Source organism: Vibrio sp. McD22-P3 (assembly GCF_021568915.1).
GTDB classification, from domain to species: Bacteria; Pseudomonadota; Gammaproteobacteria; order Enterobacterales; family Vibrionaceae; genus Vibrio; species Vibrio mediterranei.
In genome coordinates, this window is record NZ_JAKGTN010000002.1 from 248,553 (window position 1) to 270,325 (window position 21,773).

At 43.0% G+C, this 21,773-nt stretch carries 23 protein-coding genes; 14 read left to right on the forward strand and 9 right to left on the reverse strand.

The window, feature by feature from the left end:
- Window positions 1–31 precede the first annotated feature (31 nt).
- The 3 genes from L2W36_RS03185 (at window position 32) to uxuA (ending at window position 3,940) form a co-directional block, all read left to right on the forward strand.
- A complete protein-coding gene (locus L2W36_RS03185) occupies window positions 32–1,831 on the forward strand; it encodes a glycoside hydrolase family 2 protein (RefSeq protein WP_236109304.1) in 1,800 nt (599 codons plus the stop codon).
- An 81-nt stretch (window positions 1,832–1,912) separates the two neighbouring features.
- Window positions 1,913–2,662: an FCD domain-containing protein gene (locus tag L2W36_RS03190; RefSeq protein WP_006070325.1), complete on the forward strand. Its 750-nt coding sequence runs from the start codon at window positions 1,913–1,915 to the stop codon at window positions 2,660–2,662.
- Between the two features lie 96 nt (window positions 2,663–2,758).
- On the forward strand, window positions 2,759–3,940 hold the full coding sequence (uxuA, locus tag L2W36_RS03195) for a mannonate dehydratase (RefSeq protein ID WP_038227448.1): 1,182 nt from the start codon (window positions 2,759–2,761) through the stop codon (window positions 3,938–3,940).
- A gap of 62 nt (window positions 3,941–4,002) precedes the next feature.
- On the opposite strand, the gene L2W36_RS03200 is transcribed toward uxuA, so the two are convergent.
- Both L2W36_RS03200 and L2W36_RS03205 read right to left on the reverse strand, forming a co-directional pair.
- Window positions 4,003–4,734, reverse strand: coding sequence for a sulfite exporter TauE/SafE family protein (locus L2W36_RS03200; protein ID WP_006070327.1), 732 nt, complete (start codon window positions 4,732–4,734; stop codon window positions 4,003–4,005).
- 243 nt (window positions 4,735–4,977) lie between these two features.
- Window positions 4,978–5,121, reverse strand: coding sequence for a hypothetical protein (locus L2W36_RS03205; RefSeq protein ID WP_006070328.1), 144 nt, complete (start codon window positions 5,119–5,121; stop codon window positions 4,978–4,980).
- A 255-nt stretch (window positions 5,122–5,376) separates the two neighbouring features.
- Between L2W36_RS03205 and L2W36_RS03210 the strand changes: the two genes are divergently transcribed.
- Entirely contained in the window at window positions 5,377–6,033 is a 657-nt protein-coding gene (locus tag L2W36_RS03210; RefSeq protein WP_236109305.1) for a cupin domain-containing protein, read from the forward strand.
- A gap of 45 nt (window positions 6,034–6,078) precedes the next feature.
- Here L2W36_RS03210 and L2W36_RS03215 read toward each other — a convergent pair whose 3' ends face one another.
- Window positions 6,079–6,798 (reverse strand): SDR family oxidoreductase, encoded by a 720-nt coding sequence (locus tag L2W36_RS03215; RefSeq protein ID WP_236109306.1) that lies wholly within the window; start codon window positions 6,796–6,798, stop codon window positions 6,079–6,081.
- 233 nt (window positions 6,799–7,031) lie between these two features.
- Between L2W36_RS03215 and L2W36_RS03220 the strand changes: the two genes are divergently transcribed.
- Window positions 7,032–7,535, forward strand: a complete 504-nt coding sequence (locus tag L2W36_RS03220) for a L,D-transpeptidase family protein (RefSeq protein ID WP_006070331.1) — start codon at window positions 7,032–7,034, stop codon at window positions 7,533–7,535.
- 87 nt (window positions 7,536–7,622) lie between these two features.
- On the opposite strand, the gene L2W36_RS03225 is transcribed toward L2W36_RS03220, so the two are convergent.
- Window positions 7,623–7,766, reverse strand: coding sequence for a hypothetical protein (locus tag L2W36_RS03225; protein WP_006070332.1), 144 nt, complete (start codon window positions 7,764–7,766; stop codon window positions 7,623–7,625).
- Window positions 7,767–7,948: 182 nt separating this feature from the next.
- On the opposite strand from L2W36_RS03225, the gene L2W36_RS03230 reads away from it, so the two are divergent.
- Window positions 7,949–9,727, forward strand: a complete 1,779-nt coding sequence (locus L2W36_RS03230; protein ID WP_236109307.1) for an SgrR family transcriptional regulator — start codon at window positions 7,949–7,951, stop codon at window positions 9,725–9,727.
- Here L2W36_RS03230 and L2W36_RS03235 read toward each other — a convergent pair.
- From L2W36_RS03235 to L2W36_RS03245, 3 genes are all read right to left on the reverse strand, one after another.
- Window positions 9,697–10,323, reverse strand: coding sequence for a hypothetical protein (locus L2W36_RS03235; RefSeq protein WP_236109308.1), 627 nt, complete (start codon window positions 10,321–10,323; stop codon window positions 9,697–9,699). The genes L2W36_RS03230 and L2W36_RS03235 overlap by 31 nt on opposite strands.
- Window positions 10,324–10,421: 98 nt before the next feature.
- Complete coding sequence (locus L2W36_RS03240; protein WP_236109309.1) at window positions 10,422–10,712, reverse strand: EamA family transporter; 291 nt, start codon at window positions 10,710–10,712, stop codon at window positions 10,422–10,424.
- A complete protein-coding gene (locus L2W36_RS03245; RefSeq protein WP_236109310.1) occupies window positions 10,696–11,295 on the reverse strand; it encodes an EamA family transporter in 600 nt (199 codons plus the stop codon). The genes L2W36_RS03240 and L2W36_RS03245 overlap by 17 nt, the downstream gene beginning before the upstream one ends.
- A 226-nt stretch (window positions 11,296–11,521) precedes the next feature.
- Between L2W36_RS03245 and L2W36_RS03250 the strand changes: the two genes are divergently transcribed.
- Both L2W36_RS03250 and L2W36_RS03255 read left to right on the forward strand, forming a co-directional pair.
- Window positions 11,522–12,007: a GNAT family N-acetyltransferase gene (locus tag L2W36_RS03250; protein ID WP_236109311.1), complete on the forward strand. Its 486-nt coding sequence runs from the start codon at window positions 11,522–11,524 to the stop codon at window positions 12,005–12,007.
- A 20-nt stretch (window positions 12,008–12,027) separates the two neighbouring features.
- Window positions 12,028–12,912: a LysR family transcriptional regulator gene (locus tag L2W36_RS03255; RefSeq protein ID WP_236109312.1), complete on the forward strand. Its 885-nt coding sequence runs from the start codon at window positions 12,028–12,030 to the stop codon at window positions 12,910–12,912.
- A 25-nt stretch (window positions 12,913–12,937) separates the two neighbouring features.
- Here L2W36_RS03255 and L2W36_RS03260 read toward each other — a convergent pair whose 3' ends face one another.
- Window positions 12,938–13,414, reverse strand: coding sequence for an SRPBCC domain-containing protein (locus L2W36_RS03260; RefSeq protein ID WP_031493465.1), 477 nt, complete (start codon window positions 13,412–13,414; stop codon window positions 12,938–12,940).
- A gap of 280 nt (window positions 13,415–13,694) precedes the next feature.
- On the opposite strand from L2W36_RS03260, the gene L2W36_RS03265 reads away from it, so the two are divergent.
- Together L2W36_RS03265 and L2W36_RS03270 are read left to right on the forward strand one after the other, a co-directional pair.
- On the forward strand, window positions 13,695–14,573 hold the full coding sequence (locus tag L2W36_RS03265) for an NAD(P)-dependent oxidoreductase (RefSeq protein ID WP_006070339.1): 879 nt from the start codon (window positions 13,695–13,697) through the stop codon (window positions 14,571–14,573).
- Between the two features lie 201 nt (window positions 14,574–14,774).
- A complete protein-coding gene (locus L2W36_RS03270; RefSeq protein ID WP_236109313.1) occupies window positions 14,775–15,797 on the forward strand; it encodes an MBL fold metallo-hydrolase in 1,023 nt (340 codons plus the stop codon).
- Between the two features lie 50 nt (window positions 15,798–15,847).
- On the opposite strand, the gene L2W36_RS03275 is transcribed toward L2W36_RS03270, so the two are convergent.
- Window positions 15,848–16,504, reverse strand: coding sequence for an HAD family hydrolase (locus L2W36_RS03275; protein ID WP_236109314.1), 657 nt, complete (start codon window positions 16,502–16,504; stop codon window positions 15,848–15,850).
- 471 nt (window positions 16,505–16,975) lie between these two features.
- On the opposite strand from L2W36_RS03275, the gene L2W36_RS03280 reads away from it, so the two are divergent.
- The 4 genes from L2W36_RS03280 to L2W36_RS03295 all read left to right on the forward strand — a co-directional run bounded on the left by L2W36_RS03280 (window position 16,976) and on the right by L2W36_RS03295 (window position 21,764).
- On the forward strand, window positions 16,976–18,868 hold the full coding sequence (locus tag L2W36_RS03280) for a PTS mannitol transporter subunit IICBA (RefSeq protein WP_236109315.1): 1,893 nt from the start codon (window positions 16,976–16,978) through the stop codon (window positions 18,866–18,868).
- Between the two features lie 131 nt (window positions 18,869–18,999).
- Complete coding sequence (locus tag L2W36_RS03285) at window positions 19,000–20,148, forward strand: mannitol-1-phosphate 5-dehydrogenase (protein ID WP_038227437.1); 1,149 nt, start codon at window positions 19,000–19,002, stop codon at window positions 20,146–20,148.
- A gap of 50 nt (window positions 20,149–20,198) precedes the next feature.
- Complete coding sequence (locus tag L2W36_RS03290; RefSeq protein ID WP_088879014.1) at window positions 20,199–20,732, forward strand: MltR family transcriptional regulator; 534 nt, start codon at window positions 20,199–20,201, stop codon at window positions 20,730–20,732.
- A 264-nt stretch (window positions 20,733–20,996) separates the two neighbouring features.
- Window positions 20,997–21,764 (forward strand): DeoR/GlpR family DNA-binding transcription regulator, encoded by a 768-nt coding sequence (locus L2W36_RS03295; RefSeq protein WP_006070345.1) that lies wholly within the window; start codon window positions 20,997–20,999, stop codon window positions 21,762–21,764.
- The last annotated feature ends 9 nt before the right edge of the window (window positions 21,765–21,773 follow it).

Genomic DNA, 21,773 nt, shown 5'->3' on the forward strand with positions numbered 1-21,773 from the left:
TTTGTGCTCCCGCTTTCGGAGTTTAAGTAAGATGCTAGAACGTTCTGAACTTGCTGAGAATGCGATTAATTGTTTGCATGACGAACAATACGATGTGCCTTTCAATCTACAGAATTTAAACCATAGCAATATGTTGTTTATGGGGGGACGCAACACTGAGTCTCTTAATGGACATTGGAACTTTGCGGTTGATCTTTTAGATACAGGTCTTCGTCAACGTTGGTATGACATGAAGCCGATGCCAGCAGAGCAAAGAATTGAACCTTGGGACTATGACCCATACGTGGGCGAAACCATTCCAGTACCTTCGTGTTGGCAAATGCAAAAGGAGAAGTGGTATTTCTTCGAAGGCAGTGCTTGGTATACCAAATCTTGGGACTATGAAGAGTCTAATACGGATGAGCGTGTATTCTTACGTGTTGGTGCTGCACAATATGATTGTAAGGTATTCTTAAATGGCGAGTTTCTAGGTAATCACTATGGTGGTTCCACGCCATTTTTCGCTGAGTTTACGGGTAAATTAAACCAGGGCCGTAACTGGATAATGTGCTGCGTAAACAATACTCGCACCCTAGACCGAGTCCCAATGCGCAATACCGATTGGTTCAACTACGGTGGTATATACCGTGATATCGAGATTGTAAGAACCCCAAAAGAGATCATTCGAGATTTACATGTCTACTTAGTACCAAACGGTCAATATAACTTGGTGCATGTTGACGTAGAAGTTGAAGGTTCACAGTCTGAAATAACCTTTGCAATTGAAGAGCTGGGTATCAATGAGAGACTGTCAATTGTAGATGGAAAAGCAACAATAGAATTAAGCGTTGAGCCTGAGCTTTGGTCTCCAGAAAGTCCGAAGCTGTATGATGTTTCAGCAACCTACGGGAATGATGTCGTCACAGATCGTATCGGTTTTAGACAGGTCGAAGTTAAAGGTACTGAAATCTTTGTTAATGGTGTGAATACTTTCTTACGTGGTATCAGTGTCCATGAAGATGACAAAGAGATAGGCAAGGTTGTTACACCGGAAGACCTAAAGCGTCGATTCCAGCATGCGAAAGAGCTGAACTGCAATTACATGCGATTTGCGCACTATACGCACCACGAAATGGCGACCAAAATGGCTGATGAGCTTGGTTTCCTTATCTGGGCTGAAATACCAGTATATTGGGCGATAGATTTCGAAAATCCAGCAACTTACCGAGACGCTGAAAACCAACTACTAGAGATGATTAAGCGTGACCGTAACCGCGCAAGTATCATTATGTGGTCAGTGGGCAATGAGAACGCTGATACGGATGCGCGCTTAGAGTTTATGTCTGGTCTAGTTCGTACCGCGCGTGACAATGATCCTTGTCGTCTAGTTTCTGCTGCTTGTTTGGTTAACCATGCGAAGAACAAGATTGAGGACCGTTTAGCTGAGCATCTAGATATTATTGGTATCAACGAGTACTACGGTTGGTATGAAGAAGTGTTTGATGACCTTATCGAAATCGGTGAAAACTCTAATCCAGGTAAACCGGTTGTTATTTCGGAGACTGGTGCTGATGGCTTCATTGGTGAGGGTGCGCCGAAAACCGGCTTCTTCAGCGAGTCATACATGACAGATGTATACAAAAAGCAAATCGAATATCTGGAAAAACTGGATTACATTAAAGGCATTTCGCCATGGATTCTTTATGAGTTCCGTGTGGAACGTCGCCAGAACATGTTCCAGAAAGGTTGGAACCGTAAAGGTCTCATCTCGAATGACAAATTTACGAAAAAAGAGTCATTTACGCTACTTGCTGACTTCTATGGCAAGTTGAAACAAGAAAGCTTGAAATGACATATAATTGGTCAACCAATTGGTTGACCAATTTAAACCAAGTGATATTATTAACCTAAGACCAATTTATAAGACGATGCTATGAATATCGCTATTACTGCACCTAAAAGACTGTATCAAGAAATCGGACTTGCGCTTCAAGAGCGTATTCAATCAGATGAATTCAAAATAGGGGACAGACTGCCTCCTGAACGTGATATCGCTGAAGAGATGGAAGTGAGCCGATCTGTGGTGCGTGAAGCGATTATCATGCTAGAGCTGCAAGGATTAGTTGAAGTTCGCAAAGGCTCAGGCGTTTACGTCAACGCAAAGCCCTCTGCTGATGCTCAGCAATCTCAATTGGCAACGCTTAGGGCAAATTCTGATATTGGTCCTTTTGAATTACTTCAAGCTCGACAAGTACTCGAAAGCCAAATCGCCAGTTTTGCAGCGATGCATGTGACGAAAAACGATATCAGTCGCCTCAGAGAGGCACTAGATACTGAGCGTCAACAGTTGGAAACAGGTCATGGGGATTACGATGGTGATGAACTATTCCATTTAACCATTGCAGAAGCGTCTCAAAACAGTGTTCTTAGTGATATTGTTAAAGATCTTTGGATGCGCCGCGATGAGAGTTCAATGTGGAGACAGTTGCACTCACGTATCACTAACATGAATTATCGTACCGCTTGGTTAGACGATCACGAAAAAGTGTTGCTTGCCCTTCAACGTAGAGATCCTGAAGGTGCAAGAGAAGCAATGTGGCAACACTTGGAAAACGTAAAACAAACGTTATTTGAATTATCTGACGTAGATGATCCGCAATTTGACGGCTTCCTTTTCCGTTAGTTAAAAATAACAATTTAGCTCTTCAATAATAATAACGACTAGTGAGTATGAAATTATTCGCTACGCACTAGTCTTGTCCAAAGATAGGTAATTAATATGGAACAAACATGGCGTTGGTATGGCCCTAATGACCCTGTATCACTAGATGATATTAAACAGGCGGGAGCAACTGGTATTGTAAATGCTCTGCACCATATTCCAAATGGTGAAATTTGGACAAAAGAAGAAATACTAAAGCGCAAAGAAATAATTGAAGCAAAAGGCTTTGTTTGGTCGGTTGTAGAAAGTGTACCAGTACATGAAGAAATTAAGACTCGCTCTGGTAATTATCAACAGTGGATTGATAACTACAAGCAATCGCTAATCAATCTTGCTGAATGCGGTATTGATACGGTGTGTTATAATTTCATGCCGGTATTAGATTGGACGCGTACAGATTTGGAATATGAATTAGCTGATGGCTCAAAAGCACTGCGTTTCGACCAAATCGAGTTTGCAGCGTTTGAACTATTTATTCTAAAACGTCCAGGCGCGAAAGCTGAATATACCGAACAGGAGCAAGCGGATGCCAAGGCGTGTTTTGACGCTATGTCTCAAGCTCAGATCGATAAGCTAACGTCTAACATCATTGCTGGACTGCCTGGTGCCGAGGAAGGGTACACACTTGAAGAGTTTCAAGCGCGCCTAGATACTTATAAAGGCATCGATAAAGAGAAGCTGCGCGAACACATGGTGCTGTTCTTACAAGAGCTGATTCCAGTTTGTGAGCAGTATGGACTTAAGTTGGCGGTTCACCCTGATGATCCACCGCGTCCGATTCTTGGCCTACCACGCATTGTGTCGACGATTGAAGATATTGAAGCGTTAACGACGGCAGTGCCGAGTAAAATGAACGGTATCACGATGTGCACAGGTTCGTATGGTGTTCGTGGTGACAATGACTTGGTGAAAATGATCGAATCATACGGAGATCGCATTTACTTTACGCACTTACGCTCTACTCAGCGTGAAGATAATCCGATGAGTTTCCATGAGGCAGCTCATCTGGAAGGCGATGTCGATATGTACAATGTGATCAATGCGTTGTTGAAAGAAGAGAACCGTCGACTAAGCACCGGCGAGACTCGCATGATTCCAATGAGACCAGACCATGGTCATCAAATGATCGACGATCTGAAGAAACAAACCAACCCAGGTTATTCTTGTATCGGTCGTTTGAAAGGGCTGGCTGAGATCCGTGGTGTGGAACTCGCTTTGAAGCGCGCATTTTATATGTAATGGCTCCACCATTCGTATACTAAAAAAGAAGGAGGCGTTTGCCTCCTTTTTTGTTTTTGTTGTTAATGAATTAGACCTTGAACAATAGCGGTAACACCACTGAGTGAACATAATGCCAGTGCGCCAATACGGATTTTCTCTTTTGGTAGGGAATGAGTAGTCATTAAAGCCAACTTATAGCCTAACCATGCTGCTGGGATAAGCGGTACTGTGATATACAAATGATGTAGTGTTAGGAAGCCTATCGGCGCTTGCACGACTAATGACATGATCGAACTGAATACAAAGAAAGCGGACAAATTGCCTCTTAATTGGTTCGCCTCTTGGTGCTGGAGTAACAAAGCCATCGGTGGCCCTCCAATGGCACTGCTGGTACCAAAAAAGCCGGAGAAGAAGCCAGCGACCCCCATTCTGGTAGGTGTTGGTTCTATTCTGAATGGTAGCAGGCTAACTACAACTGCGAATACTACTAATACCCCTAACCACAGAGATAGAACCTGTGTGGAAACGTACAGAAGCAGCGCAGCTCCTGCAATCGAGCCCGGTACACGGCCAATCATGGCCATTTTTAATCCGCCGATTGCAATATTAGAGCGATGTTTCGCAGCATTAAGTAAAGAGATAAATAATGCAACCAAGCAGATAGGGGCCGGTACATAGTCAGGAGATACTTGGAACAGCAGTGGTGCAGCAACGATCGCTAACCCAAATCCAATGGCAGTTTGTACAAACGAACCCAAAAAGATCAGCAACATCGCGATAAGTGCCGTGTGACTAAACCAGTCAGCGAGCATGGGACTTCCTTTATAAAGAACAACAATACAACAGCGGTGTTGCTATTGTATACAATTGTCATCGCGCAGACACGCTAAAAGTAACAAAATATTTAAAATAGATGATGTTAAGAATTATTATATGAAGTGATATAGATAATAAAAAAGGGAGCAGTAATGCTCCCTGAAATATTAAGCAACTAAAAGAAGTTAAAAATGAATGCCGCTAATATTCCCTCATTCCTTGCGAAGTATTATTATGTCCTATTCAGAGCTTTCTAACCCAGTGCAGAGCAGTAATTCTGTCGCTAAAGCACCAGTACTGAAAGTAATACCAGCTACAAGTAGTACAATGGCATATTTGCTTGCTATGATGCAGAGGCCAATGGTATTAATTATCTTCTCCATATCGCTTCTCCTTTGAAACGTGAACAGTATTTATCTGCTATTTATTTTATGTCATTGGTAGAATATTAATTGCGACGTCAAGCTATATATTGAACTTTATCTTTGAACTAATTGTATAAAAAGCGAGTAGGTCATAAATTTACAACTGCTTACAATGACAAGTCTGGGAATGTAATTTGATATATTGAAATGTTTGTACGTGTTTTGAAACAAATATCTTATAATTAAATCATCAATCAACAAGGGATACGTTGTATGTTGAATATGGATTTCTCCCAAAGAGTTGTTATCGATACATTGACTATGGAATGGATCGCTTCTCCCGCAAATGGTGTTAATCGGAAGCCTTTAGAACGAGAAGCCGCTGAGTCAGGTCATGTTACTAGCATCGTTGAATACCTCCCAGGAACTCGGTTTAGTCAACACTCGCATCCACTGGGTGAAGAGATATTGGTATTAGAAGGTGTGTTTTCTGATGAAACGGGAGATTACCCAGCAGGCACATACCTTCGAAACCCTCCGGGTAGTTCACACGCGCCATTTAGTAAGCAAGGGTGTGTCATCTTGGTGAAACTGAATCAGTTTGATGAGAATGATCTCAAGTCTGTTAGAGTTGATACGACCCAAGCAGAATGGCTACCGGGGATAGGTCAAATGGAAATTTTGCCTTTGCACTCCTTCAATCAGGAGAATGTTGTGCTACTGCGTTGGAATGGTCCGGATAACTACCATCCACATGGTCATTTTGGTGGTGAAGAATTGTTCGTTATAGAAGGGACCTTGATAGACGAGCACGGAGAGTACCCCAAAGGAACATGGACGCGAAGCCCTCACGAAAGCCAACATACACCTTATGTAAAACAACCGACAATTATTTGGTTTAAGACCGGTCATTTACCAATCAAAAAATAAGGCGACAATAGATTGTCGCCTTACGCTTTTCAACAGCAAGTCTTATTAAGGCTGTTGACGTGTTGGTGCTAATACGATTTCACGAATACAGACGTTTTGAGGTTGTGAGTAAGCAAACTCAACCGCACGAGCCACATCATCTGCAGCTAACACGCCACCCATCACTTCTTTCCACTCATCGTAACCGTCTTTAATTTCTTGAGAAGTAGTATGTGAAAGAAGCTCAGTTTCTACAGCGCCGGGTGCAATAGTAACAACACGTACGTCTGATTCTGCTACTTCTTCACGTACGTTTTCTGATATTGCGTGAACGGCAAATTTAGTACCACAATAAGCAGCGTGATTGCCGAACGTCTTGCGACCTGCAATGGAACTGATGTTGATAATAGTGCCAGAGTTACGAGCTTTCATTGGTGCTAGCACCGCTTGCATGCCGTTTAGTAGACCTAGTACATTAACATCAAACATGGTTTTCCATTCTGCAGAGTCTTGCGTATCGATCTGGCCAAGTAGCATCATGCCGGCATTGTTGATAAGAGCATCGGCAGGACCAAACTGCGCTTCAGCTTTAGCGATTGCAGCTTCAAACGTAGCTTTGTCAGTGATGTCGACTTTTTTACACAGTGTGTTAGGAAGTTGCAGTGCTTCAAGTTTTTCTACACGACGAGCCAAAAGCAATAGTGGGTGACCAGCGTCACTTAAACGACGAGCAATCGCTTCACCAATACCAGAACTCGCACCTGTAATTACAATCAGCTTTTTCATTTGTTCACCCTCTAAGTGTTATTTGTGATTAGACTTCTTTTTCGAAGATGTGTGTATTGTAGTAGATGAATTATTGTTGATATATGGGGATTTAATTGAAACTGTGTTGTCATATAGCAACAATGAAAACTAACCTTCTGTTCCTATACTAAAAAAGATATGCACCTAAACACCTCGTTGGATCGTGTGTCAGAAAGGGTTAAAATTCCTGTCAGTTGTTAGGGGACGAACTGATGTATAAGTGGTTATTAGTTGTATTGGTTATAGTGGGGCTGCCATTTCGATCTTTTGGTCTGGAGATCTCTCCAGATGTCAAAATTGATAGAGTAGAGGTAAAGAAATCAGCAAGGCGAATGTACTTGATGGATGGCGATACTGTTATCCGTGAATATAGGATCGCGCTTGGTAAGAATCCGAGAGGACATAAAATCCAAGAGGGTGATAATCGAACGCCGGAAGGAAAGTACTATCTCGATTTTGTTATGGACGATTCCGCTTTTTATCGCTCTATGCACATTAGTTATCCTAACCTGAGAGACAAAAATCGTGCAAAGAGTTTGGGTGTCGCGCCTGGCGGCAACATTAAAATTCATGGGTTGAAGAACAACAATACTAAGCCACCTCAATTCGTACAAAGCTTTGATTGGACTAATGGTTGTATTGCCATTACTAACGATGAGATGGATGAGCTTGTTTCTTTAGTGAAAATAGGCACGCCTATTTATATTCGATGGTAATGAAGTTAGTCGGAATAGCGACAGCAAGCTTATGATTGCGGGGGTGGAGCATAAACATAATGGATCTTACCGTCGCTAAATTTTTAGTTACATGTAGTTGCAGGTTTGGGCCAGTCGAATCAACGTTTCTGATTTGAATTTGGATTTACTGCCGGCAAGTTGAGCCAAGTAGTAGTCTCGCAATGGACGTTTTGCATCTTGTTTTGCTTTAGGCTTAGTGTGTTTCATCATGTTCCTCCAGCCTGAGTTTGCTTCAGAATCTGAACTCATTGTCGGTTAAAATGCGGCAGTTAAAAACAGAGTTATTTTTGTCTCAAATGTTCCTTATAAGTAAAGCTTTGGCGATTAATCTATGAATGCGGGTTTAAATTGCTAAAATAAGGAACATTACTAAGACGAATTGGTACCTGTTTTTGGAAAGTATTAACCTTTATCGTTACTTTAAGCGCCTAGAGGCTTTTGAAGTCGGTCATCAGCATGCAGTGACACTTTCTGACGTCGCAGAGCGTTTCTTTTCTAGCCCAAGGCACACGCGTTCGATCCTAAAACACCTAAGCCAAGCGGAATGGATTACTTGGGTGCCCAGAGCGGGCCGAAACCAGCGCTCTACACTCATTCGATTATTGTCTGAAGGGGAGGTTAAACGTCGTATTGCTTCTCAATGGGTTAAAGAGGGTAAGTATGATCGGGCTCTGGAATTTTTAGATAATGATCAAGTGGCGTTTGGTCAACTGCTACAACAAACCTCAGGTGCAAAAATCACTGAAGGACGTGTCAATGTCCAACTGACCTATAACCGACCATTAACTCGATTAGTTCCTCATATTCCACATCGAAATAGCGAACGATTCTTGAATCGCCAGCTCTATAGTTGTCTGGTTTCAATGGATAAAGCTGGCGAGCTCAAACCAGATGTGGCGCATCATTGGGAAGTGGACCCGTCGTTTCAAGTTTGGACGTTCTACATTCGACCTTCCGTGTTTTTTGACAACGGTGACCAGATTGATGCAAAGACGATTAAAAGCTTATTGTTGCAACTTCAGCAACATCGCTACTATGCGAATGAGCTCGACCACTTGGAATCCATAGACGTTAAGCCCCCCTATGTGATGACCATCAATCTTAGCCGTCCTGACAGAGGGTTTGCGGCGCTGCTCACCGATCTTAAGTATTCGATACAGCCACCAGAGCAATTGGCACAAAATGATCGAAACATAGTCGGTAGTGGTGTCTTTTCACTTAATAACCATTCAGAACAAGTACTCTCCCTCGTTGCTAATGAACAGTATTTTGGGCTAAGAGCCTTAACCGATAATGTTACGATTTGGTCTTTGGATGGCAGTATAGAGAAAGTGACTGAGCGTGATGCAGCATGTGCGCACCGTGTTTCACCCACAATTAAGCGTATCGAGCCCTCATCTAGGTCAACTATATCCCATCCCGCCATCGACTTTGATCAGAATGAATTGCTCAGTGCCACATCACGAGCAAGAATTGAAGATGGTTGCCTGTTTCTCCTCTTTAATCAGTATGGTAGAGCACTTACTTACCCTCAACGACGTTGGTTTAGTGAAACCTTATGCGGTGAAAATGTCTGGCACCAGTTAACGCTGGATCAGCGTACCTTCGGTGCGGAAATAGCGAGTAATTTCTTTCCTTTCTGGCACAACGTTAAGCGAATTCATACCGCTCAGCCCGTTGACCTACCTGAAACTATTCAGATAGCTTTCTATGCTCATCCCGGTGTTTTACGAAGCGCTGATGCCGCGAAGAAGATTCTTGAGCGACAAGGGGTGAAAGTAGAACTCAACTTGTACAAGTTTCATGAGTTTATTGAAAAAGCTATGGCAGAAGGGTTTGAAGAAGAGCTTATTATGAGCAGCTTAAACTTAGATGATAATAGGCAGGTATCGGCTTTATTGTTTTTCCTTAGTGACCCCGTACTTCATTCTGCAATTGGTAAACAAGCCAGTGATTGCCTTATTTCGGAGATTGACAAGATTAGGGCGAGTTCAAAGCCAAGTGATTATTTAAAACAGTTAGAACAGCTAGGTTCGCTTTTGATACATGAAGGGTTAGCCAGCCCAATGTTTCATCATCGTCAAACATTGAGCTTTCATGGCATCTTGAAAGGTGTGGAAATCACGACTTGGGGCTGGCCTCAATTACGTGATGTTTGGTCTGTAGATTGAACCTCGTGCGCTGCTAAGCGTTCGGTTAGCACCTTTTGATTGGCTGTGGTCGTTTCTAACGATTCTGCCGTTTGATGGATCGCACTGGCCATTTTGGACACGTTTCGTGTGGCGTGAATAATGGTGCCTTGCATTGGACGAAGAATTAACCAGTACGCTGCAATTAAAGCCAGAACAATGGCGAAGACAAGTAGAGCAAGCAATAACAACACATTAAATCGAACGTCGTAGGCAAATTTTTTGGTGCTGTTGGCGATGGAGTTTTGTGATTGTTCTAAAGCGCCCGGTAAGGCAATAAGTGATTGTTTGGACATCTCAGTGAGTTCGTTGATGTTATCCATGGTATCAACGAGCACTTGTCGTTGTTCCTCATTCAAGCTTTCATTTTTTGACAGTAAAGTTAACGATGTCGCCAAATTATCGATGGCAACTGCAGAGCGTTCAATGGACTGTTCGATTCCCTTAAGATCTAGCATCATTTTAATATTGACTAATGGCTCCTCTAGCTCGCTCGGCTCTGTAGTTTCTGCGGTCGCGGCAAAGACGCTTTGCAATGGTAATAGAAGGGTCAGGGCGATAGTTAATAACGTTTTCATGGGTATCCCAAGCAGAATAAGTGACTATTTTAATGCTACTAACTTAGTTCAACTTTAAGGTAGATACCAATTAACGTTTTGTATCCTATCTGTATTTTCTATTTACGTTGCAACTTAAACCAAGACACTAAACCTATTCCGCCCAATATAAGAAAGGTTGATAGGAGCGACATGGCAGACACGGTTTCACCGATAAATAGCCAACCAAGAGCCATAGCAATAACAGGGACTGTTAGCTGCAGTAATGACGCATCAAGCACATCGATCTTCGGAAGCAGTGAATACCATAAAAAGTAACCCACAGCAGAGGCGAGCGAACCCGATAACACGGCGTAAAGAGCACCGGATGCATTGAATAGAATCGACTCTGAACTAACAAATAGGCTCAAAATAAAATAGAGAACCATGAATACTGGCCACGAGAAAACCTTGTTTAGTGGCTAAGATAGGAGATGGGACGCTTTTCCCTAATATTGTGAAGATACTCCAGCAAACCCCAGATAAGACCATCAGCACAGTGCCGACAATAGAAGGTTGAGATGCAGACGGTAATAGTAATGAAGCAAAACCGGTTAACGCGATGGCAATACCCACCATCTCTAACTTGGATATTTGATGGCCACTGATTCGGTGATAAGCGATCAGCGTCAATTGTACGGTGCCAAACAAGATTAAGGCGCCAGTCCCAGTATCAAGCGTGATGTAAGCAAAAGAAAATAGCAATGCATAGCCAAAAAGTGACAAGCCTAGGGAGAATGATTGACATTGACTGAGCTTAAGTGAGCTTTGGTTTTGTCGTTGGTCGTCCAATAGATAGCTAAGGGCAACCAAGGTGACGGCTCCACTGACTAAGCGAATTAAAGTAAACCCTACTGGATCGATGACCTCGGTTCCCAAAGCGAATCGACAGAATAGAGAGTTAAGCGCAAATGCCGTCATGGCGGTGAGCGCCAAAGAGAAGTTTTTGTTCATCGGGCTTCAATCAGTTACAACCGAGTCATTATCCTAACGGTCAGACTCCTTTCACGGAATAACCAATAACTTATATATTATGTTTTTCACTTCCATCTAATAAGAGTTACTCTGCATAATTGTATAACTATCACTTTTTATCATGATTAACTAAACTAAATATCACTTTTATAGAGCTTTAAAGCGGCATACAGTGAAAAGGTATTTAATAGAAGTAGAGAACATTATGAAAGTCGAAATAGTAAATGCGATGCCAAAGTACGATGAGGCGTTGTGTGCTGTGATTCAGTCCGTGGGAGCCGAGTTTGGCGCAGTGGGCGAAGGGTTTGGTCCTTCGGATCCAGAAGTGTTAGCAATGAGCGAAAACTACAGTGAAGCAAATCGCAGTTTGTATCTTGTTGCGTTAGTGGATGGCAAGGTAGTTGGAGGTTGCGGATTAGCACCATTTGGTGAGCATCAAGACGTATGCGAGCTAAAGAAACTTTTCTTACTACCTGAAACTCGCGGGCTTGGATTAGGTAAGGAGTTATTGCAGCAATGTTTAGCGTTCGCGACTGAACAAGGCTACGCATCTTGCTACTTGGACACACTCACTTCCATGTCGGCAGCAGTGAGATTGTACGAGAACTTTGGTTTCACACATTTAAACGCACCCTATGAAGGTACGCTGCATAACGGTTGCGATGTTTGGATGCTTAAGTCTCTACCATAAAAAAGGAAATCGCGTTACGGATGATAGGACACAACTACAAGTTATTGCGACCACTGCAAGCTCTACTTGAAACACGTAGCCTCACTGAAGCTGCAGAACGGTTGCGAGTAACTCAGTCGGCGATGAGTAGAAACCTCACTCAACTAAGAGCGGAGTTTTCTGACCCTCTGTTAATTCGAGAGGGAAAAACATTCGTGCTCACGGCGCGTGGGGAGTCGCTTAAACGAGCGCTACCTCATGTTCTTAGCGCCATTGAAGGCTTATATTCAGACAGTTCGATTGAGCCCAGTGAAATAAAGCGCACCTATCGAATAGCGTATTCAAGTTTTAGTTCATTATCGCTGGTAAAAGACTTGAGTTTGGCGTTGATGAGTCAAGCGCCGAATGCCTCCTTCAGTATGGAATTGTGGCAACATCGGGATATTAATGAGTTGTCCACGGAGGATGTCGATATACTGATCACCCCAGCACACCGGATCCCGGACAACATCTATGGGAAGCGCATTGCTGACAACGACTATGTTGTTGTTAGGTCTAAAGAGCATCACAAGTCTCAACAGACGCTTTGTCTTGAGCGATACCTTGAGTCTCGGCATGTCTTACTGCATTTGGTGGCGAATATTGATCTTGAGGTGAACGAGTTTTTTGCCAACTTATCGGTAAAAAGAAATGTAGCGTTAACGTTGTCGAGCGCTCGCGAAGCTCTGGACGTTGTACGAGAAAGTGATTTATTGGTAACGCTGCCTAAGTATCTTGTAGAAAGATTGCCAGACAAATCCGACTTTGACATTCACCCGCTGCCATTTTCATTGCCGTCACACAGTTACTATTTACTGTGGCATGCTAAATGGCAAAATGATGTGGCTCACCGTTGGTTACGCGACACAGTGTTTTCGCTGTTGTAGAGGCTGCCTGTCTTCTGTGATTTGGTTATCCTTTTGCTTGCTCACATAGTAGATGCAACCATTGTTGGTGATGAGCCGCCACTTGTTTGGTCACGAATCTACCGGTTAGCCAACGGAGTCCACCTCGCTGAGTTGATTCAGTGACAATGCGGCAACCGTTGTCGCAAGGACTTAATAGCCAAGCGTGATACATATCAACGCCTCCACATTTCCCTTTCCAGGCAATACGCTCGTGAGGGATATATTCCACTACCGTACATTCAAAGCTCATGGTCTTGGTGATCCAGTTGAACATCGTTCCTTTGTGAAGCTCACGCGTGTCACCTTTTGTTATCTGAACCGCAGTTTTTCTATGGTGCCAATTAGGCCAACAAGGCGCTTGAACGATACAAGCCCATATCCGTTCACATTCTGAAGGTACGACAATCTCTTCCTTAACGTGTACGGATGAGTTTTTAGGATGGTAATAGTCAGGCCAATGAATCTCTGTTAACTCGCTCATGCCTATCTGTTTTCCCGTGTTAATGAGCCTTTGTTAACTATAGTCACGATATACAGGCCGTCATAGAAATTGGCTAACGTTGAACGGAGTCTTCATAAAGATTCTGTTATCAGAACGTAATGAAAAACTGCTTTTGTATGATTATATGCTCAATTTTCGAGTGGTAGATCTCATTATCTAGCATTGATCACAAAATCTCACCGGAGATTGATTGCTTAACCCAAACAGAGCATATATGATTAACTCAAATAGTCATACAATAGTATTTTAGGAGTCACACATGACAAAACCAGTCATTGGTTTCATCGGCCTAGGCCTTATGGGCGGTAACATGGTTGAGAACCTTCAAAACCGTGGTTACGAGCTAAACGTAATGGACCTAAACAAAGACGCTGTTGCTGCTTGTGTAGCTCGTGGCGCTAAAGAAGCAACAACGGCAAAAGAGCTGGCTGAAAACAGCGACATTGTAATGCTGTGTCTAACCACTTCTGCAGTAGTAGAGAAAGTCGTTTATGGTGACGAAGGCATCCTAGCTGGTATTAAAGAAGGTTCAACACTTATCGACTTTGGTACCTCTATCCCTGCTTCCACTCGCAAGATTGGCGAAGAGCTTGCAGCTCGCGGCGCTGGTATGATCGATGCGCCACTGGGTCGTACTCCTGCTCACGCGAAAGATGGTTTACTAAACATCATGGCTGCCGGTGATATTGACACGTTTAATAAGGTAAAGCCTGTTCTTGATGAGCAAGGCGAAAACGTATTCCACCTTGGTGCGTTAGGCTCCGGTCACGTGACTAAGCTAGTGAATAACTTTATGGGTATGACCACTGTAGCAACGATGTCGCAGGCGTTCGCTGTTGCAAAACTAGCCGGTGTTGATGGCCAACAGCTATTCGACATTATGTCAGCAGGCCCATCTAATTCTCCATTTATGCAGTTCTGTAAGTTCTACGCCGTAGACGGCGAAGAGAAATTAGGTTTTTCCATTGCTAATGCAAACAAAGATCTAGGCTACTTCCTAGAAATGGTATCTGACCTAGGTACTGAGTCTTTGATTGCTGAAGGGACTTCTAAGAGCCTACAAGCAGCGGTTGACGCAGGTCTAGCTCAAAACGACGTGCCAGTAATCTTCGACTACTTTACTCAACTTAAGAAGTAACGGTTTGCGACTAAGTTAATTGAGCCCCGCTATCAAGCGGGGCTTTGTCATTTTTACTTGGGAAATAATACAGACTCCACCTCTAGCAATTGTTTCAGTTTGGTCAATTTAACGACATATAATGTTCGTGTATTTTGCATCTCGATGTCATTTTGGCAGGCAACACTGAATGAACATAATCAGCTACAAGGAAAGTCATGTATGCCAGTGTTGTTATCTCGCAGTGTAAAAGCGCTGCCATTTACCCGCAAAGCTAAGCTTCAACCATTCACCAATACCGAACTCATCTATAATCCCTCTTTCAAAGATACGCTAGCGACACTGCGTTCATATTTAAATGTGGATAAGCTAATCTACTCTCAGGTTCCTAGCATTCCGGTTGAAACGATTAGACGTGAAAGCATTGAGTCAGATACAGGCGATTGTGTATTTCGCTTAGGACACTCTGCGGTGTTAATGAAAATAGACGGTAAAGTGTTGCTCACTGATCCTGTATTCAGCGACAGAGCATCGCCTTTGTCTTGGGTTGGTCCTAAGCGTTTTCATCCCTTACCTATCTCTTTAGAAGATCTTCCTCGCATTGATATCTGTTTAATCAGTCATGATCATTATGATCACCTTGATAAACAAACCATTAAACAACTTCATGAACGAGTTGATCAATTTCTTGTACCGAAGCGTGTCGGACACTATTTACTTGGCTGGGGGGTGGCGCGAAATAAAATCCAAGAATTGGAATGGTGGCAGTCGGCGAGAATTAGGACATTGACGTTTGTTTTCACTCCAACTCAACATTTCTCTGGTCGTTCCTACAAAGAGCGTGATTTGTCGTTGTGGGGAAGCTGGGTGATACAGGGTAGTGAATCAAAAATTTACTTTAGTGGTGACTCTGGTTATTTCAGTGGTTTTCGCGATATTGGTGAACGTTATGGTCCCTTTGATTTAACGTTGATGGAAACGGGGGCTTATGATGATAGGTGGGCCGATATTCACATGTTTCCAGAACAAAGTGTTCAAGCGCATATCGATGTAAAAGGGAGTGTCATGTTGCCCATTCATAACAGCACGTTCGACCTCTCTTTCCATGCTTGGAATGAGCCGTTAAAACGCCTAGTTCGAGAAGCTAGTGAACGCAATGTAAATGTCGTATGTCCGAAAATTGGAGAAAAGGTACTCATACGAGAGTTGAGTGCAACTGAGAATCAACAGGTTTGGTGGGATTAACCAATGGTATCTAGGTTGACACCATTGGTTTGCGTAATCACCGACGTTGTTTAAGAACTCGTTTGGCTACGAATGAGGTCGGTGACCTGTTCCAATGACTCGAATAAATAGTCAGCTATTTCAGCGATGTCTTTTTTGGGGGGGGTGATGTCTGGAATCATCGCTGCCTGGCATCCAGCATCTTTTCCTGCGCGCATGCCATTATTCGAATCTTCCAGTACCAAGCATTCACTTGGAATCAGGTTAAGGCGTTGGCATGCCATGATGTAGCAATCTGGCCTAGGTTTACCATTTTGTACATCTTCTGCGGTAATTATGGTATCGAATTTCTCAAGGTAGTCTGAGTTTTGAAAGTTATGTTTTACTTCAGGCAAATGAGAGGAGGTGACGAGTGCAGTGATAAGATTGAGTTCCTTAGCAGTTTTGAAAAGCTGGTGGAACCCATGTTTGTAGCCTATTCCTTGTTCTCTTGTTTCATGAAAATGTTGGTCGCGAATGACCTTGTATGCGGCTAAGTCAAATCCTTCACCAAAGTGCTCACACAACATTCGTTCACAGTCAGGGTCTTGCACGCCAATAAAACCTTGATAGTAGTCGTCGGTTAATTCATACCCCATCTGGGTAGCCGCGTATTGCCAACTCTTTTTGTAGACCGTTTCCGTATCGAATATCAATCCGTCCATATCAAATAAAAGTGCGGAGATCATTTAGGTAATCCTCTTAGGTTTCACGTTTTGTTTTTATAGCGCTACTTTGTCAGAGATTAAATGAAAGTCAAAAAACATATCTGTAATAAAATTACATTATAGCGATTTTTGACTATTTGTTGAGCTATATTGGTCGGCTTTAAGTAGGGTTAGATGAGCATTCTGAGTGGTAATTTAATCAAAGTGTGACTTGAGTCTCTAATTATTTTATGTGTTATAGGCTAATAAATGTGATGTCGATCAACAATAAATGAGATTCATTATCAATAAAGTTGCTGTGTAATTTATCAACGCTGCAATTACGTGATCTGCATCACTTGTTATTGTTGGTTGTGGTTTTTGTGTAGTGATTTGGATCACAAAAATGCCGTCATGCTGACTTTTGGAAATCTTGTGTTACTTTTTAATGGACTTTTGAATAACAACTTTTGGTCCAAAGGGACTACTTTTTCTGATAACGAGGATGACCTTATGCTATCTCCTGAAGCGAAAATCAAAGTACAGAACTTTGGTCGTTTCCTCTCCAACATGGTGATGCCAAACATTGGCGCATTCATCGCTTGGGGTTTGATTACGGCACTATTTATTCCAACCGGATGGATTCCAAACGAAACTTTGGGTTCGATGGTCGGTCCGATGATTACTTACCTTTTACCGCTATTGATTGGTTATACCGGCGGTAAAATGGTTGCTGGCGACCGAGGTGCGGTTGTTGGTGCTATCACAACAATGGGTGTGATTGTTGGTACAGATATCCCAATGTTTATGGGTGCAATGATTGTAGGTCCACTTGGCGGTCTAACGATTAAGAAATTTGACCAAGCAGTTGAAGGTAAAGTTAAGAGTGGCTTTGAGATGTTGGTTAACAACTTCTCGGCTGGTATCGTTGGTATGCTTTGTGCCATCCTTGCTTTCCTAGTTATTGGCCCAGCAGTTAAGGTACTCTCTACTGCACTTGCTGCGGGTGTAGGCGTAATGGTTAACGCAGGTCTTCTGCCTCTAACCTCTATCTTTGTTGAACCTGCGAAGATCCTGTTCTTAAACAACGCGATCAACCACGGTATCTTCTCGCCACTTGGTATCCAACAAGCCGAAGAAATGGGTCAATCAATCTTCTTCCTGATTGAAGCGAACCCAGGTCCAGGTCTAGGTCTACTACTTGCTTACATGTTCTTTGGACGCGGTAATGCTAAAGAGTCAGCACCAGGTGCGGCGATCATCCACTTCTTTGGTGGTATCCACGAAATCTATTTCCCATACGTGCTAATGAACCCACGTCTGATCATCGCAGTGATTGCTGGTGGTATGACGGGTGTGTTCACACTAACGATGTTCGACGCAGGCCTAGTATCTCCAGCGTCTCCAGGTTCAATCTTTGCTGTACTTCTGATGACTCCTAAGTCTTCATTTGTTGGCGTGATTCTATCTGTAATTGCCTCAGCAACAGTGACATTCTTCATCGCATCGCTACTAATGAAAACATCTAAACAAGATGACGAAGAAGAATCTCTAGAAAAAGCTGCAAGCCAAATGGCAAGCATGAAAGCGTCTTCAAAAGGTCAAAATGGTGCAGCTCTAGACTTAGCAAAAGTTCGCAAAATCATCGTAGCGTGTGACGCGGGTATGGGTTCAAGTGCGATGGGCGCAAGCATGCTTCGTAAGAAGGTAGATGCTGCTAACTTAGACATTTCGGTAACTAACTTAGCGATCAACAGCTTACCGGATGATGCTGACATCGTCATTACTCATAAAGATCTGACTGACCGTGCACGTACACATGCTGCAAACTCACATCACATTTCTCTAAGCAACTTCCTAGATGGTGCTTTATATGATGGTCTGGTTTCTGACCTTGTGAATGCACAACAAGCGGGTGCTGAGCCAAAAAAGCCTGAAGCACCAGCAGACACTAGCTCAAGCGAAGAAGGAACGCTTAAGCTTTCGAATGAAAATATCTTCTTAGGTATGGAAGCAAAAACCAAAGAAGAAGTTATCAAGTTTGCTGGTGAGCAACTCGTAAAACTTGGTTATGTAGAACCGCAGTATGTTGAAGGCATGTTGGCTCGCGAAGAGTTGGTTTCTACGTACCTTGGTGAGTCGATTGCAGTACCTCACGGCACTATTGAAGCAAAACAGTTCGTCAACAAAACCGGTATCGTGTTCTGCCAATTCCCTGAAGGTGTTCAATGGGGTGAGGACGAAGATGATGTTGCGAAGATGGTCATTGGTATCGCAGCGCAAGGTGATGAACATATTCAAGTTATCACAGCGATTACGAATTCACTTGATGACGACGAAGCTGTTGAATGTTTGAAGTCTACCACTGACGTTGAGGATGTACTTCGCATCCTAAGTGGTAAGTAGCATAAATGGTGATGATCACCATGGCTTTAAGTCATAGCTCCTAAGTGAAACGAGACCAACGCTCCCCCTGTTGGTCTCATTTTTGATTTTGTTTTTTTCTTTTTTTAATGAGTTATTTAGGAAGACGTCTTATGAAAGCACTACATTTTGGCGCAGGTAATATCGGTCGTGGCTTTATTGGTAAACTATTGGCAGATGCGGGTATTCACGTAACATTTGCCGATGTAAACGAAACAGTGGTTAATGCCCTAATCGAACGTCAATCCTACCCAGTAAAAATCGTTGGCGAAGATTGTGTTGTAGAGCAAGTTAACAATGTGACTGCCGTAAACTCAACGAGCGCAGACATCATTGAGCTCATTGCGACTGTTGATATGGTAACTACTGCAGTTGGCCCTACGGTTTTAAAAATCATTTCTAAATCTGTTGCTCAAGGTATCGAAAAGCGCCTAGAAAGTGGCAATACTGCACCTCTTAATATCATTGCATGTGAGAACATGGTTCGCGGCACTAGCCAGCTCAAAGAGATGGTGTTTGAGCATTTATCAGATGATGCTAAAGCGTTTGCTCAAGAGCACATTGGCTTTGTAGATTCTGCGGTAGACCGTATCGTTCCTCCTGCTGAGGAAGGCGAAACCGATCCTCTGGCAGTAACGGTAGAAACGTTCAGCGAGTGGATTGTTGATGAAACTCAGTTTGTTGGCGACATTCCTGCTATTAAAGGCATGGAATGCACGGACAACCTAATGGCGTTCGTAGAGCGTAAGCTGTTTACATTGAATACTGGCCACCTAATAACGGCTTACTTGGGTGTGCTTGCAGGCCACGAGACAATTAAAGATTCTATTGAAGACCCTGCGATCTTTGCAGATGTTCAAGCAGCTATGCAGGAAAGTGGTGAAGTATTAATTCGTCGTTACGGCTTTGATGCAGAAGCGCACGCGGCGTACATTCAAAAAATACTTAACCGTTTTGCCAACCCATACCTACGTGATGAAGTAGATCGTGTTGGTCGTCAACCAATTCGTAAGCTAAGCCCACAAGATCGTTTGATCAAACCACTAAACGGTACGATTGAATACGGTTTACCTAACTCTCACTTAATCAAAGGTATTGCGGCAGCATTTCTTTATAAGAATGACGATGATCCACAAGCAGTAGAGCTTCAAGCTATGTTTGCTGAACAAGGCTTTGCTAAAACACTCGCCCATTATTCAGAGCTGAATGTTGATTCAGAAGTTGTTACACTAGCGCACGAAGCGTATCTAGCGCTCAAATGATTCAAGCTGTTGGTGCCACGCAAGTGGCACCCTTTGTATTAAGAGATGTTATGCCACTGCACCCACCTAATGAAACTGAACTTTTAGAGGCGCTGTCTGAAGCGAAAGACGCGAGTGAGTGCCTTATGGCGGCTTATGATGCGATTGATGATACGTTAGATACGCTGATCAATAGTATTTTTCATAAAGACGACTATGCAGTGAAGTACGTGGTGGATCCTCTTCTGACCAACGATGGTCCGCTGGGGGATATTCTCGTTCGGGCTAAGCTACTTTTAGGTCTAGGTGTTATCTCCAAGGAAGTATTCGATGATATCGATATCTTCGTAACACTGCGTGAATGGACCAAGCATCAAGAAAATGATGTGAGCTTTACCGAAAGAGACGTGTTGTTTGAGTTGAACAAAATCAGCGCTATCCAAAAAATGATGCCGATCGAATACGATGAAAGCATGACAGATGGCCTAGATGCGGTGATGCTGGAAATGTTTTTAGAACGCCACTATCAACGCGTTAAATCCACCATTATTCTGGCGATTACCGAGTTGGTTGAAACACTGTGTCGAGATAACCCGCTGGTTTAAATAGTGACGAACTTCGGCACTATCCTGTGCCGAAGTTATATTTCTATCTCTCCTTCTTTTCTTCTTAGTTTATTCTCAATTTTCCCTCGGCGGTTTTTCAAAATACTACCCATTCTTCGTGATGTTATCTTTCGAAACGAAAGTTTTATGTGTGTTTTTTCATCAGGTGAACCCTGTCTTAGATTTAATACAGCGGATTTCTTGCGTGATAACTTACGTTGTGAAATAATTTTGCTATCAGTTAAGTTTTGAATCGAAATTAAAATGCGAAAGCGAAATACTCAAGTCAGACGTCATTCCATTGCTCAACTTGTTAAAGAGCGTGGAGAGGTGAGCGTAGAAGAGCTATCCGCTCTATTCGACACCTCTGAAGTGACTATTCGTAAAGATCTTACTTCTTTAGAAAAGAACGGCCAGTTACTAAGACGCTATGGTGGTGCTGTAGCACTACCTCAAGAAGCCGTAGATGAGGTGCTGAATGAGTCGAGTTTGACGTCTGCCTCGAAAGAGAGCATCGCAGAGGCCGCAGTTGGTCTAATCAATGATCATTATCGAATTGTTATCGATTGTGGCAGCACAACAGGCGCTTTGGTCTCAAGGCTTGGCAGTAAGAAAGGACTAGTGGTAATGACAAACTCGTTGTCACTCGCGAATGCCATCAATGACTTGGAAAATGAACCAACGCTATTAATGACAGGCGGTACTTGGGATAGTCATTCAGAATCATTTCAAGGGCAGGTTGCTGAGTCGGTACTTCGTTCTTACGACTTTGACCAGTTATTTATCGGTGCCGATGGTGTCGATTTAGCGCGCGGCACCACCACATTTAATGAACTAATCGGTCTTAGTAATGTTATGGCAGAAGTCGCACGCGAAGTCGTGGTAATGATTGAATCCGAGAAAATAGGCCGAAAAATTCCTAATCTAGAATTAGCGTGGGATGCCATTGATGTCGTCGTTACAGACAAAGGTTTAACTAACGAGCAGAAAGCTCAAATTGAATCGAACGGCGTAAAGGTGATTTGCGCTTAACAAAATTAC